Origin of the sequence: Nitrosococcus wardiae (genome assembly GCF_004421105.1) — a bacterium.
Taxonomy (GTDB): Bacteria; Pseudomonadota; Gammaproteobacteria; order Nitrosococcales; family Nitrosococcaceae; genus Nitrosococcus; species Nitrosococcus wardiae.
Window position 1 is genome coordinate 3822950 of record NZ_CP038033.1, and the last position, 14783, is coordinate 3837732.

Genomic DNA, 14783 nt, shown 5'->3' on the forward strand with positions numbered 1-14783 from the left:
CTCCCAAATCAGTCACGGGGTCATCCACGCTTCCTTTATCTCACTCATTATCAGGTACATCAAAATTTGTTGGGCTTTACTTTATTAGTAAATATTGCAAACCCCCCTAATAAAGAGTAGCCTCCTAGAGGTTTCCTCCCAAGATATTGGGGAAAACGAGTGGGCCTGGTATCAAAAAATGGGATTTAAGGGCTCTAATTGATAAAGTAAGCACAGCCGGTCCTGAGGCACCGAATACTTTATCAGCTAAGGAGACTGTAATGTTATTAGAGAGGCATGCCTGGAGTGGCCTCTCCCACGTGCTCTGCAGTCAGGGTGGGCCCGTTATCGCCCCGCTCACTACCGCGCACACTCACCTCCGCTCCGGCTAGTAAGAGGCGGCTTTTAATCCCTTCAGTCAAACTTCACCTTAGCGCGGAGGTGTTCCATGAGCGAGTCCTATCCAAAACCCATCATCGACCTTACTCAGTACCGACGGGGCTTGGCCGATGCCCCGGAAGCTGTGAGTCTACCGGCCACTGTCTTTATTGTTAGTGGCGATAACGGGATGAACCAGGCGCTACGCCGAATCAGTGAATCCCTGGGCGCCCCCTGTTCTATCTATACCACGGCTGAAGCATTTTTAGCGGACTTTGACCCCACCCTCCCCGGTTGCCTGCTGCTCGATGTGCACGTCCCTCATATGGGCGGCTTACTACTGCAGCAACAACTCCAGCATCGGGATAGTCGCCTTCCGCTGCTCTTCATCTCAGCAGAAGCGACGGTCCCTGAAGCCGTCCAGGCCATGCAGGCGGGGGCCGTGGACTTTATTATCCAGCCCTTCGATGGCACCGAATTACTTGAGATGCGCCTTGGAACCTGTCTCGCCCAAGCCTTGAAAAACCAAATCGCACAAAAAAAAGAGGCGGAAATCGCCGCTCGGCTGGCCCAGTTAACCCGGCGTGAATGGGAAGTCATGGAAGGGATGATAGCGGGCAAACTGAACAAGCAGATGGCCTTTGAGTGGAACATTAGTTCCAAAACCGTGGAAATCCATCGGGCGCAGGTGATGAAAAAACTCCAGGCCAGAAATTGCGCCGAGCTCATTAACCTTATGCTTTCTCAGAGAGAAAGGCTTCAAGAGTTCCCCCCAACAAAAGACCGTGCCTCTTAGGGAGAGTGGTGGGTTCCCTTCTTCCGGCACAAGTCAGTGCCGATGCCCTCTGGCGGTCATGGGAGGTTTCCCTTGCCGTCTTTTTTTGGCCTGTCGGCCAGGGTAGGCTTCCTCAGTACTTCTCTGGGAGCCTGATATTTAGCCTGATACAGGAATGGTGATTACAAGTGGTTTATAAGCCGGGTATTAGCGCAAACCCGCAAGTGGCAAGGCTTGATCCCTAGATTACTTGCCACGAAGCGCCCATCTACTCAACAGCGCAATACCCGCTGCCGCGGAAAAAACCGATGCTGACAAGATGCCTAATTTGGCGGCGTTGATTAGGCTGGAACTGAAAGCCAGGTTGGCAATAAACAGCGCCATCGTGAAGCCGATGCCAGCGAGTAGACCGCCGGCGGCCAGAAACATCCAATCAAGATCCGGAGGACGTATTGCAATGCCGGTACGCACCGCTAACCAACTAAAGACAAAAACTCCCACCGGTTTGCCAAGCGCAAATCCCACAAACACAGCCACGGTGACAGAGTTTCCAAGGTCAGCGAAAGATATCGGCACCCCAGCGTTGGCAAATGCAAAAAGCGGCATGATCACGAATCCAACCCAGGGGTGCAATATCATCTCAAGCCGCTCAACTGGCGACAGCGCTTCACGCGCCGCAACCTCCGCCATTCGTAATGCCTTGCGATCCTCAGAGTCACCACTCCAGTGTTCACCGGGTGGATACGCCACAACCTGATCTAAAATAGCACGCAAACGCTTATCGCTTACCCATGTGCTGACCGGTGTCATTAGGCCGAGGATCACTCCGGTAACGGTTGCATGAATCCCAGATGCATCCACCGCAAGCCAAATCAGGCCACCTACAAGGAAATAGATCATAATGTTGCGTACGCCAAGCAGAGCTATTCCGCGTACGAGGGCGATACCCACTACGGCCAAAGCGAGCGCTTCCCAACGGAGGTGACCACCATAGCCAATAGCCACCACCAGAATAGCACCAATGTCATCCACAATTGCCAACGACAGCATAAACACGCGCAGACTCTGAGGAATACGCGATCCCAGTAGCGCCAGACACCCAATGACAAACGCGGTGTCGGTTGCCATCACTGTGCCCCAACCATTTTGACCAGGCTGGCCTAGCTGTAATATTAAGTAGAGGACAGCAGGCACGAACATACCACCCAAAGCAGCCGCGATGGGCAACGCAGCCATCCGGGGACGTCGCAATTCGCCAAGCACCAGTTCCCGCTTGAGTTCTAGGGCGATAAGAAAAAAAAACAAGGTCATTAAAGCCTCATTGATCCATTCACGTAGAGAGCGGGTGAATTCCAGCGAACCAATCTGAATACCCACCGGTGTTTCCCAAACCCCCAAGAAAGGATGGCTCCATGGTGAATTGGATAGCACCAACGCAACAATAGTAAACAGTAGAAGAACTAAGCCAGCAGCAGCCTCAATGTACAAAAATCGCCCAATTGGCTTAGTCAGCCAATCAATGAGCTCTGCAGGAAGACGAGGGCTTCCTGTACCTGCTTGCTGTTCTTCATTCATAATTTGCTGCTACTGGAAAATATTCCATTGTAAAATTTTCTGCAGATCACTACGGGTATATTTCAAGCTGATCCGCCTAATTTTGCTGAACCAGGATTTTCGCCTGCTTTTTGATTATATTAATCTTACCATTATCCTTAATTCTCCAAGGCAGTTGACAACCCCCCTACTTTCCGCTACTTCTAGCCCTGCAACGGCAAGATTTGTTGAGGTATAGCTTATGGCCCTTCAGTTTGATGTCATTATTGAACGCGATGAGGAAGGCTATTTCATAGCCTCCGTGCCTTCGTTACCAGGTTGTCATACGCAAGCAAAATCACTGGATACGCTTATGGAACGTATCCGTGAGGCCATCGAGCTTTGCCTAGAAGTTGAAGGCATACCACCCGAGCCGCTTAACTTTGTCGGGGTTCAGCGGGTGACAGTTAATGCATGAGTAAGCTCCCTAGCATCACAGGCAAGAAGCTTATAGTAGTTGTGGAAGAATATCCGGATTATCCAAAGGGCCCATGTGCCCTGCTATTGCAGAAAGACCGCTCAGGTCAGCCCGTTCATGTGGTGTGGGGTATCCCGAAAGGATATGGCAAACCAGCCGTTTTGGTCACAGCGTACCGGCCGGATCCGGAGCGGTGGGATGAAAGCTTCCTGCAGAGACAATAGCTATAATACTTACACAAGTTCAATAATTGTCCAGTGTAATAATTACGATGAAACGGCGAAAGAAAACCAAATACGTGCATGAAGGGCGGTACGTGGCCGAAGTAGACGTCGAACTGATAGAGGATGAGAGTGAGTGGTCTCCCTATCTTAGTGTGGATGACGCCTACAAGCTGGATGATGCACGCGGTGCGCTCCGTCGAGGTGATTTAGCTTTGGCCTCGCGATATGGCCGAATCTATGAGCTTCGGCCCGTGGCACATCAATAGACTAAATAATTATCGGGAAGGGTCTTGTTCAGTGCTTCCCTAGGAACTTGATACTTACCTGAGGCAGGAATGGTGGTTAAAGTGCGGCTCGTGAGCTGGATATTGCCGTAAACCACAAGTGGCAGTAGGCAAGGATTGTTTCCGTGAATATTTGCAATCAGATTGGGGTATATCGGAGCTGAGCATTTGAACGCCGGCGAGTTGGCCACACGCAATTGATAACCATGAGCCTCAATGCTAGGCACAATTTCTTACTAAGTTCTTGCACTTGCCGGCGTTCTTAAATAAAGTGCCTAACATACTATCTGGATAATTATTTTCTAAATAATGGAAGACTATCCCTGTTACATCCCCCGCCGATTCTTTAATCTGATCCTGATCAGGCTTGAATTCCGAGTCCTTTGCTTTAGTCTCTAATCCTAACTTTAGGATTACCAGCATAGCCACCATACGATTTCCATGCACCAGCAACCCGTACCAACGACCGCTTTTTTTCTGCAGCTTACGTATTTCATTTTCCAAGAATTCGTCAACAATACGTACTATGCGGACCATATTGTAAACGTAAACTCCTACAACACCAGTGTTGAAGAGCCGTCGGTACAGATTTCCAGATAAATCCTCGTAGAATTTACCGATTTCCCTTTTCGCTTGTACCGCGTATACCGCATCTCCGGTACCGCATGCTAATGCTACTGTTGCTTCTTGCAAGTCAAATGATTTTGCTGAACTCTTAAAGGTTTCGGAACGAACAATATTATATTCAATGCCATCAATTGCCAACTCGGTTTTGATTCGAATCTGCTCCTGATCCTGGGAAACAAAGTCTCGACTCGCAATCCTGTTTTGACGGTTGTTATTGCGGGTTACTTGCAGGCCAAATCCCGCGGGTGCCTCTTCCAAAGAAATAACTCGGGCGCTAAGCCATACTTCGTCCAGTCCGTCACCACCGCTTTCGTAGTATCTTCCGATGGAACTTACAGTCTGTGCGCCGTTCACAATTTGAGCACCTTGAAGAGAGAAGATTCCTTGTCCTCGGCTACTACCCCCTACCATAGATTTTTGTACTCGATTGGCTACAATGGTGATTCCGTTGTTGAAATACCAAAAGTTTGAAGGATTGGTTGCAAGCGTTTGACGAATCTCTTCATTGACGTCCGTGGGACCTAATACTTGTCGAATGTTGCGCTCAAACAGCCGGCGACCATACTTCATCCACCATTGCGCTACTTCTTCTCCAGCGAGCATACCGTAATAAGCCATGTGCGGCTGTTCCATTCTGCCCCACTGGCTGAGTCCCATCTCAACGTCTATTGGATCTGACGCTACCGACAATGCCAAGGAAGAATGGAGGCGCCCCTGATTTGAGCAAATCATCTATTCGACGTTGTGCGTGAACGGAAAGCTCGCGATCGCCAGTGTCAGCCAAAATCAGAAGATACCGCGTATCGTACTCCCCAAGTGCACGTTCTATCGCTGCCCTATTATTATTGACTTTATAGTTAAAGCGGTCAAAGGCTAAATTAAATAGGTCCTTGACCCCATCGCAAAATTTGCTAACACCAGCGCTATCAGGTTCTCCGGATCCCGACTGCATCCATTTGGATTGTACAATAATTAATTGATTTTGAATGGGCGAATAAAAAATCGCATCAATACCATTATCGTCTGCTCCATCAGTGACTGCAGCCGCGGCTTCTTTCATAGAACAATCTACTGTGGTGTACACCGCGTACGCTGCTAAGCAACGGGTCAGTATTTTTTTATCTCGTGCTAAGTCCGTTCTCGAGATATCACTATTATCAACTAGGACAGAAAAAAGCTCTTCAATTTTACGCTGAATTTGTTGTACATGAAGAATGCTCATACTGTCCTCACATTATATCTAATATTAAGTAGATTTTTTACAAACTCAAACATGCTTACCTATCCACATTCTACCATCCCCCTTAACTCTCCAAGGCAGTTGACATCCTCCTGATTGCAAGCAGCTTGGGGTGTAGCAGCGCAGATACCCCTTGGATCCCCACGAGGTGAATGGCTGGCTTTATTCAGTGCTTCTCTGGGGGTTTGATATTTAGGTAGCAACAGACAAGGCTTGATCCTTTTTGAGGCGCCTGTTGACCACTGGGATGGACCTCAAGGACGTGCATGTGATCGTTAGATCAACTTCTTGCGTACCAAATTCTAATAATGTGCGCCGAGCACAGTTAGCTTGCAGCCAGTAGAATTCATTGCTGCATAATACATATGCTCTTCATCTATTGGTTTCACTAGATTTATACGGTTGTACTTCTGTAGCAATGAAAAAGTTTCGGTATTCTGCTCATTTGGCACATCAGCAGTAGGTTCAAAGCTTGGATCAAGTGGGAAGTTATATGTTGGGTCAGGAAATAGCTTATCTATCTGCCTTAATTCTTCCAGTGCTATTGGTGGCTGTACCTCTCGTAACGATATAAATCTCTTAACGTTTGTCTTGAAAATTGGTCTTTGTTCCCAAGGCCCAAGGGATTGGTCGATATGAGCATAAACACTACCTGGTGTAATATCGCCAACAAGATTTGCGGCGCTACCATTCAAAGCATCAACAAATAATGTGGTGAAAACACCAGACCCACCCGATTCGAGTGAATACTGATCCCTTGCCGATGCTGTGAGAATTGTTACACCTTCACTTAAGAAAGCCTTATCCTGAGTGTTTGCTGGACTTCCGGCCATTCCAGAGTGACAGCAGTCTAAAATAACAACTTTGTTTTTTGCTTGGGAGGAATTTGCAATAGTAAGAAGTTCATCCATTGAAAATCCATCGTCTCCATCAGTGCATTCTGATGTAATTAGATACCCACCTGTTGATTCGATATATCCATGCCCAGAAAAGTAAAAGAGGGCAATATCAGCATCATCTTTAAATAGTTCGATGATCATATCTTTAAATTGCCTTCTTTCTATTTTCGATGCTGCATCTGATGCGACAATTGCATTAACTCCAAAGTTAGGCGAACCGTCTCCATGTCTTTCAAGTACATTTTTTACGGCATACGCATCGTTTACACATCCATGTAAACGGCCAACTCTTTCGTAATAATCAATTCCAATAACTAATGCTTTTTTCACATGCCACCTAAACTGAATGATTTCGAATTGCATTTACAATTGATGAGCTTTGCCATTTAACAATGGAATCGGCATTATCTTTGACGATTTTTGATGTTTTTTCCGACACCCAAGGTTCAATTGCGATTAGCGGCTTTGAAAAGACCTGTTTTGCTATTTCAATTTCCTTGTTTATCCATTTTGAATATGTGCTATATACACCAGCCAATATCACAACACAATTTGCGAATCTCATCTGATTCTTGATTGCCTCGTATAGTGCCTTATCGTTAGGAGCATTATGGATTGGATCATTCTTTGGCACAGAATAGTCTACCCATTGAAAGTTCGAGTGCTTTTTGAAGAATGAAACCAACTTGTCATATGCATCACCATATGCCCATGAGTGGCTAATAAATAACCGATATATTTTTACCTGAGGCATAAATTTCTCTCCTTAATTAGCGGTGTTATCCTGTGTTATCCCGATCTAGAAAGTAGACGTCCTAAACGACGCTTTTTATGCTAAAAACAAGCTAATTCAGGAAGTCATCGACACCTCTCCTCCATCCTTGAGTTGACATACCCCCTACTTTCCGCTAGTTTTAAAAGCGCAACGGCAAAATCCGTTGCCGGGCTTGGCATCCCGAGATCTACAGGCGGACATACCGCCACCAGTGCGGTTTTTTTGTGTCCGGCGCATGGCAACCCTTTATGGGCGAGCCGTGCGGGGCTCCTTCGGGAGCGCCGGTTTCCTGTAGGCCGGTATGCCAACCCGTACGGTTCCGCCCGCCCTAATTGGCATTGGGGAAGCGGAAAGATAACCCGCTATTACAGGATATTGCCATGACCGCAACAGCACTCACCTTTCGTAATACTACCTTTCATCCCGTCATCCGCGATGGCCAACCCTGGCTTACCGCTGCTGAAATTGCTCAAGCATTAGGTTACAGCCGTGCCGACAAGGTAACGGAAATTTACACTCGGAATAAAGACGAATTTACTGACTCGATGACCTTGACCACCAAATTGAGGGTCAAGGGGTTTGGTGCCGGTAATAGCGAGAAATTAGTCCGCATCTTCTCCCTACGGGGCGCTCACCTTATCGGCATGTTCGCCCGCACTAAACTGGCCGCTGAATTCCGCCGCTGGGTATTGGATATCCTCGATTGGATATCCTCGATCAGTACACCGCACAACTGCCAAACAATGCAGAAGAAACCCTCACCCCCTCCGAACAGCAAACCCTCTCTGAAATCGTCCACAAACGGGCGGAGGGATATGGCGAGCTTCAAGGCAAAGTCCTCGCCGAAATCTGGAGCCGGGTTCATCGTAAATTCCGGGTGGCCCGCTACAGCCAACTACCCCGCACCCAACTCACCGAAGCCATCCTCTATGTGACGGGGATGGAAATCAGAACAGGAAAGCGCCAAACCACCGAGAAAGCCATTTCCCACACCCAATACTACGAACTCAAGCGCCTGGTCTATCTGATTGGCGCGTGCTTCCACTACCAAAACGCCGCCCAATGGACCGCCTGGGCGACGCTACGGGAAAAGCTCTTTGCCGAGTCCGCGGCCAAAATTCCCGCCAGCCGCTACGAACAAGCCAGGGCAATCCTCAATGATATCCAGGAAGCCGCCTCAGCGTTCAAGTCCGCCGTGATGGAGCTAGAGACAGGGTTCTTCGAGCGGCGTTTCAGCGCCATCCCGCTGGAGATTCAGGAGTTAGAGAGGTTATTGAGCGAAGAGGAGGAGTAGTTCTTGAATTAATCACCATAGGCAGGGGTGTCTGGCTGATGGGCACCCCGCCTGATTGAGCTACAGCAAATCCTGAAACGCCTCCACAGAGAGATCGGCCTGTTTGAGAATATGCGATAGGGTAGAGCGCTTGATTGGCCGATGTGCCGGCACTGTGAGTTTCAATATCTCGGTACGTGTATGTTTCTGGAGCCGAATATGACTTCCCCGCTGACGGACAACCACCCAACCGTCTCTTTTCAGCGCGGCGACCACCTTCTCATAGGGCAGGCTCGGAACCTTGCTCATAGAGCGACTTCTGCAATTTCCGAGTCCGGGCCGTAGTCCATATCATCTTCCACAGGCTCAAGGTAAAGTTCGATAGCCTCTTTAATATTGAGTAGCGCTTCCTCTTTGCTGTCACCTTCGCTAATACAGCCAGGAAGACTGGGAACGTATACGGTGTAACCCCCTTCCTCGCTGGGTTCAAGAATAACCGTCAATTTCATACCATCCTCCATAGACACTCACGAGCACTGCATCATATTACCAGCCCTTATCTTATTTATAAGCACTAGCGAGCTAAGATTAAGGGCCAAGCAATCCTTCCGCTGGAGATTCAAGAATTGAAAAGGCTGCTGAGCGAGGAGGAAGAGGAGGAGAAGTAGAAATCATCAAAACGCCCCCGCTGCTAAGGTGGCGGGGCTAATGCCATCAAGCAATCAGCCAAAATGTGAACGAGTTCTCAAAAATTTGAGCCCTCAGCGTCTATTGTTTTCTATAAATTTAAAAAGCGTTTCCCTTTTGAGGGCCGCCACTTTCCTCTTCTATCTGCGCAATGAAGTGTTTCTGGTGGCCCTCACCTTTTATCTACTCAAACCCATTCCAGAATATAATCACCAAAAACTTTATATATCACCAACAAGCAGTCGAGACACTCTCGTAAAATCTACAAGAAAATGCCAACGTACTCCCTATTAATTAAAACCAATAAAAAATTTGGCTACAGATGATAATCCCCAGCTGTTGGTTATTCCTAAGCTATTGATACAACGTTGTAAAAACTTCAGATAAAGGAGAAGTTTTCCAATGGGATATTGGCGGATCTTGTTACTCATTGCCATTTTTTTGACGATGGCAAATAGTCAGGCTGAAGAGTCCCTAACCTCCCCGAAGGCGGTAACAAAAGCGGGGACTTCTCCGACGGTCACGGCAGTTAAACCCAATCCCGTTATCGGCGCTCAGCAACGGCAATGGATCAGGATCATCGGCTCAGGCTTCAGCTCGGGCTCAAGGGTTACGCTGCAGCTTGGGGAGCGAATTTTCCCCATCCCTCCTGAACGAACGAAATGGCTTAACGATGAGGAGTTGGCGATTTACGCCAACGTCTCCACGGGACCCTCTACTTGGAAAGGGCAAGTGACCCACCCAGATGGCCAAAACTCCGCCCCCTTCAGCTTTAAAGTCAAACCTCCTGCCGCAATAGGGCAGGAAAAACAGGCAGTAGAAGCACAGGGAAGAAAAGCTGAAGTGGAGACACTAGAAAAGAAAGCGGAAGAAACCAACGGAAAAATAGAACAGGCCAAAAAAGCCGCTGAGAAAGCTAAACGGGAAGCCACACAAGCGGCCACCGGGAAAGCAGCGCTACAAAAGGAGGTGGAAAAAAAAGCACAAGCGGCCATGGCCGCCAAGCAACAATTAGAGGCAGCAAAAGCCAAGGCTCAGGCGACGGGAGATTTCGCGGACCAAGAAGACGTTGAAAAACTCGCGCAAGCCGCAGAAAAACTTGAACAAGCCGCCGCCACTGAGAAAAAAAGGCTGGCCGCCCTGGAGGCTAAAGAGCAAGCCGCCCAAGAAAAGGCGACGGTTACTGAAACTGAAATTGAAAAACTCCGCAAAGAATTTGCTGAATTAAGGAAGCAAAGAGCCGCAAGCCGGACTTTTCTTGAGAAAGCAACGACTGCAGCCTGGATTATTTTAGTGGCCCTGATTGTTTGGTTTCTAAAAAGACTCGCCGTCAATCGGTTTGAAAGCGCTGCGGCTAAAAAAGAGGAAGTCCAAGAAGGCAGCTCCAGATTGAGAACCTTGGTATTGTTGCTCAATTGGCTAGGCACCATTCTCATTATTCTTACCGCCGGTTATCTTATCCTGGATGAATTCGGGATTAATATGGCGCCAGTTTTGGCCAGCGTCGGCATTGTAGGTCTTGCTCTTGGCTTTGGGGGACAATACCTGATCCGAGATATCATTAACGGCATTTTTATTCTGATAGAAGGGCAATACAACGTGAATGACATCGTTCAGATCGGTGAGTTTGTGGGAATCGTCGAGAGGGTGAACTTACGCCATACCCAATTACGGGATCTGGAGGGACGAGCCATCTATATTCCCAACGGGGAAATTAAAACCGTGGTTAATTTTACCAAAGGTTATGGACGGATGGTTCTCGACATTGGCGTCGCCTATAAAGAAAATGTTGACCAGGTCATGGAAGTGATGAAAGCGGTGGCGGAGGAAATGCGCCAGATTACAAAATATGGGCGGCTAATCAAGGAATTTGAAATGTTTGGCCTAGAAAACTTTGGAGAATCAGCCATCACTATTCGCTGCCGTTTTAAAACCCTAGCCAGTAAACAGTGGGAAGTGGCTCGGGAATACCGGCGGCGGCTCAAAAACCGTTTTGATGAACTCGGGATTGAAATTCCATTCCCCCAAAGAACATTAAATTGGAGAACGCCCCCTCAATCCCATGATGCCGATAAGTTTGAACAAACCAGAACCCAGAACTTAGAAGCTATTCTCAGCAAATAGGCCTTCTCAAAGGGATTGGTTTTAATTTATTTGGTTTATAATCGCTCTTCATCAAATTGTCCAACAGTTTTTTATCTTTAACAGCGAAGAAAGAATGAGTTTAACTCCCCATCAACGCAAACCGCACCTCCCGCTCTAATCCCTGCAGGCTCTTGGAAAGGATGATCCCATGCTGCACCTGCCCAGATGCCCGCACCCATGCCTTCAGTGCCTTCTTCAAGGCCTTCGAGGGAATAGCCACCGTTGGGTTCTTACCCTCAACCCCAACTAGCGGGGTTTTTATTTCGCTTCCTAGCCAGACACAATAATCTCAGGCGGGGCCACTAATTGCGAGGTCGGCACCGGGCAAATCTTGTCCATGTCAATGGAGTCCCTTCATTGGGAAAGCTAAAATTCACCGAGCCCTGGCCGCCTGTGAATGTCACCGATAGCAGTAAAGCGGTATTACCCGACACATCCAGCACCGGCACATAGTAGGTGCCGGTTTTATCTACCAGTTGACCATCTTGACGGATCTCCGCCGTTGCAGTAATTGTCTCCCCTGTCGTTGCTAGAGTTTTATCTAGGGTAATCGTCAGAATAGCCGGGCTCGGTGGTGGCGCCGGAGGACTAATTGGTGATATTAACCAGGGATTCGCCGGGAATGGAGAAACTAGGATCAGCAATGATCACGTTTTTTACTGCGTTGTTTTTGATAATTGCAAACTGTGCCATAACTTACTCCATCCAAAAGACATAAGCGCGGCCTGAGCCGCCAGCGCCGGAACTATTCCCATTGCCGCCTGCACCCGTGCCGCCGCCTGAGTTGTCCGCCGCATTGCTTGAACTCGTCGTGGAAGCATCAGTACCATCCCCCCCGGAAGCGCCTCCGCCGCCGAGAGAACTATTGGCGTTGGCCCCCCCGTTGCCGAATCCAGGGATGCTTTCTCCGCCATTATTCGAGGAGTCCCCGCCTTTGGCCATGAGACCGCAGAAAGCCCACGGGGCGGCGCTGAACCGGGCGCTAGTATTGTTGCCGCCCAATCCCCCGCGAGCGGTCGCCAGCGATCCAAAGGTCGTGTCTCCGCCATCATTGCCATAGCCGCCGCCCGATTTGGAAGCGCCCCCCGCGCCAATGGTGACGGTCACATCCCCGGTCACGCGCACCGGAAGAAACACGATCTCACCCCCATGGGCACCGGCGGCGTTGGTGCTTCCGACTGAAACCGAACCTGAACCACCTCCGCCCACCAATAGTACCCAGACCCAATTCACCCCGCGAGGGCGGGTCCAGGTGCCGGAACTGAGGAACTCTTCGGACTTCGCCCCCTTATTCATTAATTCACCATAAATTGGGGCAATTAATGTGGAGCTCATGGCGCATCTCCTTCGGTTGAACTCATACCAGTAACCTTCTTCCCAGAATAAGATAAGGTTTCCACTCTCTGTCTTCCTGCCACGGTAATCGTTGCGGTATTCACCGTCCCATCTCCGTTGTAAGCATACTCAACCGTTCGAGCCCCATAATTTAGTGTTTCTGTGATCGTATCTACCCGATCATTACCATCATAAGTGATCGAAAAATCCGTCACATCATCAAAAAGATTATTGAGAATAAAACCCCAGTCAGAATTTCCAGCAGCAGGTTCAGAAGCTGTGACGTCCGCCAAGTCATTCAGCAACATCCAATAAATATTGTCATGCCTTACCGCCGCTGGAACACTAAGCGAACCCGTTAAATCGGCCCACTCTCCCTCAAAGTTAGCGACGGCTAATGCGGCATCGCGGGAAGCGGTAGCCTCACTAGCAGCATTCTCGGCAGTCGTTCCTTTATCCTCAACGTGTTCGCTTACGGTATTGGTCTCGCTAACGAATGTTGATAAGGCATCAACAAAACTATTAGCCTTAGATGTGAATGTAGAAAACGACTCCCCCCTCTCGGGTGCATCAGGGAGCGCGGTTATTGTTGGCGCGGCCATAGTTAGAATCCCTCCACTTGTAACGTCACGTCGCTGTATTTCGGATTGGATATTGCTATGCGCGTTTAAGTTGACACGACAAGGGGGAGAGGTTAGCTTTTTATCTATTGAATACCCAGTGACCTAGGAGGAAGTGAAAATGCCCGCCCCTTACTCGAATGATTTACGTCAAAAACTGATCACCTGCTATGAGCAGGGAGAACTGAGCCAGGAGGCGGTGGCGAAACGGTTTTTGGTTTCGGTGAGGACCTTCAAGCGGTGGTGGAAGCGCTACCAGGAACGTGAGCGCATTGCTCCGGAGCCGATGGGGGGCTGGGTGGAGCCGAAGGTCGATGAAGCCGGGGGGGCTCAAATCCGAGCGTGGCTCAAGGCGCGGCCGGAGTTAACGCTGGTGCAGCTGTGTGAACGCTATGAGCGCCACTTTGGGGTATCGATGAGCCGAAGTGCTATGGACCGCGCGTTGAAGCGGCTGAACCTCACGCGAAAAAAAAGACGTTCTATGAGCCCACGCGCGAGAGCGAGCCGGTCCAACGACAGCGGGCCGCCCATCAAGAACGCCTCTGCGCGTATGCCCCCGAAGAGCTGATTTTTCTCGATGAAATGGGGGCGGTGTTAAACCTGACTTTAGAATACGGTTGGGCTCCCAAAGGTCAGCGGGCCTATGGGGAAAAACCCACTTCTCGGGGGCAACGCATTAGCACCCTCGGGGCGCTTTCCTCCCCGGGGCTGGTCACGGCCATGTGCTTTGAGGGCACTTTAAACGGGGCCGTCTTTCTCTATTTCTTAGAGCATTTCTTGTGCCCCCAACTCAAACCAGGCCAGTGTGTGATTTTGGATAATGCCGCCGCCCATCACGTCGAGGGGGTCGCTGAACTCATTGAGCAAACCGGTGCTGAACTCCTTTATTTACCTCCCTACTCCCCTGATCTTAACCCCATTGAAATGGCCTGGTCCCAGGTGAAACACCGGCTCCGAAAAGCCCAAGCGCGAACCAAAAAAGCCTTATATGAGGCCCTCGCTCAGGCCCTCCACACCCTTACGCCAGAGCAGGCCAAAGCCTATTTGGGGCATGTGGGCATCCGGGACTAACCTCATACGCAAAGGCGCGATGGGCTTCTTTATTCTCCAGACTAAAGTGTCGACCTAAACGGGAAATGCTGTAAATATTGCTACCTTGATGGTTGCCATTACGCCGCCTTTTGATCGCAATATAACCCTCAGCCTCTAGGGACTTGATATGCTTAATCACAGCCCTGCGCGACATTCCGCATTTCTCGGCAACACCTTCATAACCCGGCCAGCAAGTTCCTTCCCCATCGGCATGATCGGCAATCGCAAGCAAAACCAGTTTCTCTCCTGGTTTCAGCGGTTGCTCCCATGCCCATGAAATGGCTTTAACACTCATAATTTATCTCTCACGATGCCTAATTGCCGCGCCCGTGCCTGGACCTCAACAGCTTCCAAACCCACGCACAAAGCCCTACCACGCCAATAACGGCAACGGCCTTCACGCCCCATAACATGGCGCCCTCAACAATCGCTTCTTGTA

General features: G+C 49.3%; 19 protein-coding genes and 2 pseudogenes. 9 read left to right on the plus strand and 12 right to left on the minus strand.

The genetic code is table 11. The annotated features are described in order from the left end of the window. The first annotated feature begins 427 nt into the window (after positions 1–427). Complete coding sequence (locus E3U44_RS18005; protein ID WP_134359436.1) at positions 428–1153, plus strand: response regulator transcription factor; 726 nt, start codon at positions 428–430, stop codon at positions 1151–1153. Positions 1154–1378: 225 nt separating this feature from the next. On the opposite strand, the gene nhaA is transcribed toward E3U44_RS18005, so the two are convergent. Further along, positions 1379–2707, minus strand: a complete 1329-nt coding sequence (gene nhaA / locus E3U44_RS18010) for a Na+/H+ antiporter NhaA (RefSeq protein ID WP_134359437.1) — start codon at positions 2705–2707, stop codon at positions 1379–1381. Positions 2708–2927: 220 nt separating this feature from the next. On the opposite strand from nhaA, the gene E3U44_RS18015 reads away from it, so the two are divergent. Genes E3U44_RS18015 through E3U44_RS18025 form a run of 3 tightly spaced genes read left to right on the plus strand, consistent with a single transcriptional unit; the run spans position 2928 to position 3633 of the window. Beyond that, on the plus strand, positions 2928–3143 hold the full coding sequence (locus E3U44_RS18015; protein WP_134359438.1) for a type II toxin-antitoxin system HicB family antitoxin: 216 nt from the start codon (positions 2928–2930) through the stop codon (positions 3141–3143). Beyond that, the gene (locus E3U44_RS18020) at positions 3140–3367 is read left to right on the plus strand and encodes a DUF4258 domain-containing protein (RefSeq protein ID WP_134359439.1); all 228 of its coding nucleotides are present in this window, start codon (positions 3140–3142) and stop codon (positions 3365–3367) included. Before E3U44_RS18015 ends, E3U44_RS18020 begins: the two co-directional genes overlap by 4 nt. A 47-nt stretch (positions 3368–3414) precedes the next feature. Then, the gene (locus tag E3U44_RS18025) at positions 3415–3633 is read left to right on the plus strand and encodes a hypothetical protein (RefSeq protein WP_134359440.1); all 219 of its coding nucleotides are present in this window, start codon (positions 3415–3417) and stop codon (positions 3631–3633) included. A 237-nt stretch (positions 3634–3870) separates the two neighbouring features. On the opposite strand, the gene E3U44_RS18030 is transcribed toward E3U44_RS18025, so the two are convergent. From E3U44_RS18030 to E3U44_RS18040, 4 genes are all read right to left on the minus strand, one after another. After that, the gene (locus tag E3U44_RS18030) at positions 3871–4974 is read right to left on the minus strand and encodes an AIPR family protein (protein WP_206054841.1); all 1104 of its coding nucleotides are present in this window, start codon (positions 4972–4974) and stop codon (positions 3871–3873) included. Further along, entirely contained in the window at positions 4937–5500 is a 564-nt protein-coding gene (locus tag E3U44_RS19730) for a hypothetical protein (RefSeq protein WP_206054842.1), read from the minus strand. The genes E3U44_RS18030 and E3U44_RS19730 overlap by 38 nt, the downstream gene beginning before the upstream one ends. A gap of 320 nt (positions 5501–5820) precedes the next feature. Continuing rightward, the gene (locus E3U44_RS18035; protein WP_134359441.1) at positions 5821–6747 is read right to left on the minus strand and encodes a caspase family protein; all 927 of its coding nucleotides are present in this window, start codon (positions 6745–6747) and stop codon (positions 5821–5823) included. A 7-nt stretch (positions 6748–6754) separates the two neighbouring features. Continuing rightward, positions 6755–7171, minus strand: coding sequence for a TIR domain-containing protein (locus E3U44_RS18040; protein WP_134359442.1), 417 nt, complete (start codon positions 7169–7171; stop codon positions 6755–6757). Positions 7172–7572: 401 nt separating this feature from the next. Here E3U44_RS18040 and E3U44_RS20735 point away from each other — a divergent pair. Together E3U44_RS20735 and E3U44_RS18050 are read left to right on the plus strand one after the other, a co-directional pair. Beyond that, a pseudogene (locus tag E3U44_RS20735) lies at positions 7573–7878 on the plus strand (BRO-N domain-containing protein); the annotation flags it as partial. Between the two features lie 17 nt (positions 7879–7895). Then, complete coding sequence (locus E3U44_RS18050) at positions 7896–8486, plus strand: ORF6C domain-containing protein (protein WP_166805118.1); 591 nt, start codon at positions 7896–7898, stop codon at positions 8484–8486. A gap of 60 nt (positions 8487–8546) precedes the next feature. Here the strand turns inward: E3U44_RS18050 and E3U44_RS18055 are convergent, their stop codons facing one another. Both E3U44_RS18055 and E3U44_RS18060 read right to left on the minus strand, forming a co-directional pair. Next, a complete protein-coding gene (locus E3U44_RS18055; RefSeq protein WP_134359444.1) occupies positions 8547–8774 on the minus strand; it encodes a type II toxin-antitoxin system HicA family toxin in 228 nt (75 codons plus the stop codon). Continuing rightward, positions 8771–8974 (minus strand): type II toxin-antitoxin system HicB family antitoxin, encoded by a 204-nt coding sequence (locus E3U44_RS18060; protein WP_134359445.1) that lies wholly within the window; start codon positions 8972–8974, stop codon positions 8771–8773. Before E3U44_RS18060 ends, E3U44_RS18055 begins: the two co-directional genes overlap by 4 nt. Before the next feature lie 580 nt (positions 8975–9554). On the opposite strand from E3U44_RS18060, the gene E3U44_RS18065 reads away from it, so the two are divergent. Then, positions 9555–11276, plus strand: a complete 1722-nt coding sequence (locus E3U44_RS18065) for a mechanosensitive ion channel family protein (RefSeq protein WP_134359446.1) — start codon at positions 9555–9557, stop codon at positions 11274–11276. A gap of 100 nt (positions 11277–11376) precedes the next feature. Here E3U44_RS18065 and E3U44_RS19445 read toward each other — a convergent pair whose 3' ends face one another. The 4 genes from E3U44_RS19445 to E3U44_RS18080 all read right to left on the minus strand — a co-directional run bounded on the left by E3U44_RS19445 (position 11377) and on the right by E3U44_RS18080 (position 13234). After that, positions 11377–11517 carry a hypothetical protein gene (locus E3U44_RS19445; protein WP_166805119.1) on the minus strand — a complete coding sequence of 47 codons (141 nt, stop codon included), beginning with the start codon at positions 11515–11517 and terminating at the stop codon, positions 11377–11379. An 82-nt stretch (positions 11518–11599) separates the two neighbouring features. After that, entirely contained in the window at positions 11600–11941 is a 342-nt protein-coding gene (locus E3U44_RS18070; RefSeq protein WP_134359447.1) for a hypothetical protein, read from the minus strand. A gap of 52 nt (positions 11942–11993) precedes the next feature. Continuing rightward, a complete protein-coding gene (locus E3U44_RS18075; protein ID WP_134359448.1) occupies positions 11994–12632 on the minus strand; it encodes a glycine-rich domain-containing protein in 639 nt (212 codons plus the stop codon). Next, positions 12629–13234: a hypothetical protein gene (locus E3U44_RS18080; RefSeq protein ID WP_134359449.1), complete on the minus strand. Its 606-nt coding sequence runs from the start codon at positions 13232–13234 to the stop codon at positions 12629–12631. Before E3U44_RS18080 ends, E3U44_RS18075 begins: the two co-directional genes overlap by 4 nt. 139 nt (positions 13235–13373) lie before the next feature. On the opposite strand from E3U44_RS18080, the pseudogene E3U44_RS18085 reads away from it, so the two are divergent. Together E3U44_RS18085 and E3U44_RS18090 are read left to right on the plus strand one after the other, a co-directional pair. Continuing rightward, a pseudogene (locus tag E3U44_RS18085) lies at positions 13374–13685 on the plus strand (helix-turn-helix domain-containing protein); the annotation flags it as partial. Further along, complete coding sequence (locus E3U44_RS18090) at positions 13664–14323, plus strand: IS630 family transposase (RefSeq protein ID WP_134357485.1); 660 nt, start codon at positions 13664–13666, stop codon at positions 14321–14323. The pseudogene E3U44_RS18085 and the gene E3U44_RS18090, both read left to right, overlap by 22 nt. Here E3U44_RS18090 and E3U44_RS18095 read toward each other — a convergent pair. Continuing rightward, on the minus strand, positions 14271–14639 hold the full coding sequence (locus E3U44_RS18095) for a helix-turn-helix domain-containing protein (protein ID WP_134359450.1): 369 nt from the start codon (positions 14637–14639) through the stop codon (positions 14271–14273). The two genes, E3U44_RS18090 and E3U44_RS18095, sit on opposite strands and share 53 nt — an antisense overlap. Positions 14640–14783 lie beyond the last annotated feature (144 nt).

Bases quoted from the DNA above. Each gene is read 5' to 3' on its own strand.
- E3U44_RS18005 (WP_134359436.1), top strand. From the start codon at position 428: ATGAGCGAGTCCTATCCAAAACCCATCATCGACCTTACTCAGTACCGA.
- nhaA (WP_134359437.1), bottom strand. From the start codon at position 2,707: ATGAATGAAGAACAGCAAGCAGGTACAGGAAGCCCTCGTCTTCCTGCA.
- E3U44_RS18015 (WP_134359438.1), top strand. From the start codon at position 2,928: ATGGCCCTTCAGTTTGATGTCATTATTGAACGCGATGAGGAAGGCTAT.
- E3U44_RS18020 (WP_134359439.1), top strand. From the start codon at position 3,140: ATGAGTAAGCTCCCTAGCATCACAGGCAAGAAGCTTATAGTAGTTGTG.
- E3U44_RS18025 (WP_134359440.1), top strand. From the start codon at position 3,415: ATGAAACGGCGAAAGAAAACCAAATACGTGCATGAAGGGCGGTACGTG.
- E3U44_RS19730 (WP_206054842.1), bottom strand. From the start codon at position 5,500: ATGAGCATTCTTCATGTACAACAAATTCAGCGTAAAATTGAAGAGCTT.
- E3U44_RS18040 (WP_134359442.1), bottom strand. From the start codon at position 7,171: ATGCCTCAGGTAAAAATATATCGGTTATTTATTAGCCACTCATGGGCA.
- E3U44_RS18055 (WP_134359444.1), bottom strand. From the start codon at position 8,774: ATGAGCAAGGTTCCGAGCCTGCCCTATGAGAAGGTGGTCGCCGCGCTG.
- E3U44_RS18060 (WP_134359445.1), bottom strand. From the start codon at position 8,974: ATGAAATTGACGGTTATTCTTGAACCCAGCGAGGAAGGGGGTTACACC.
- E3U44_RS18065 (WP_134359446.1), top strand. From the start codon at position 9,555: ATGGGATATTGGCGGATCTTGTTACTCATTGCCATTTTTTTGACGATG.
- E3U44_RS18075 (WP_134359448.1), bottom strand. From the start codon at position 12,632: ATGAGCTCCACATTAATTGCCCCAATTTATGGTGAATTAATGAATAAG.
- E3U44_RS18080 (WP_134359449.1), bottom strand. From the start codon at position 13,234: ATGGCCGCGCCAACAATAACCGCGCTCCCTGATGCACCCGAGAGGGGG.
- E3U44_RS18095 (WP_134359450.1), bottom strand. From the start codon at position 14,639: ATGAGTGTTAAAGCCATTTCATGGGCATGGGAGCAACCGCTGAAACCA.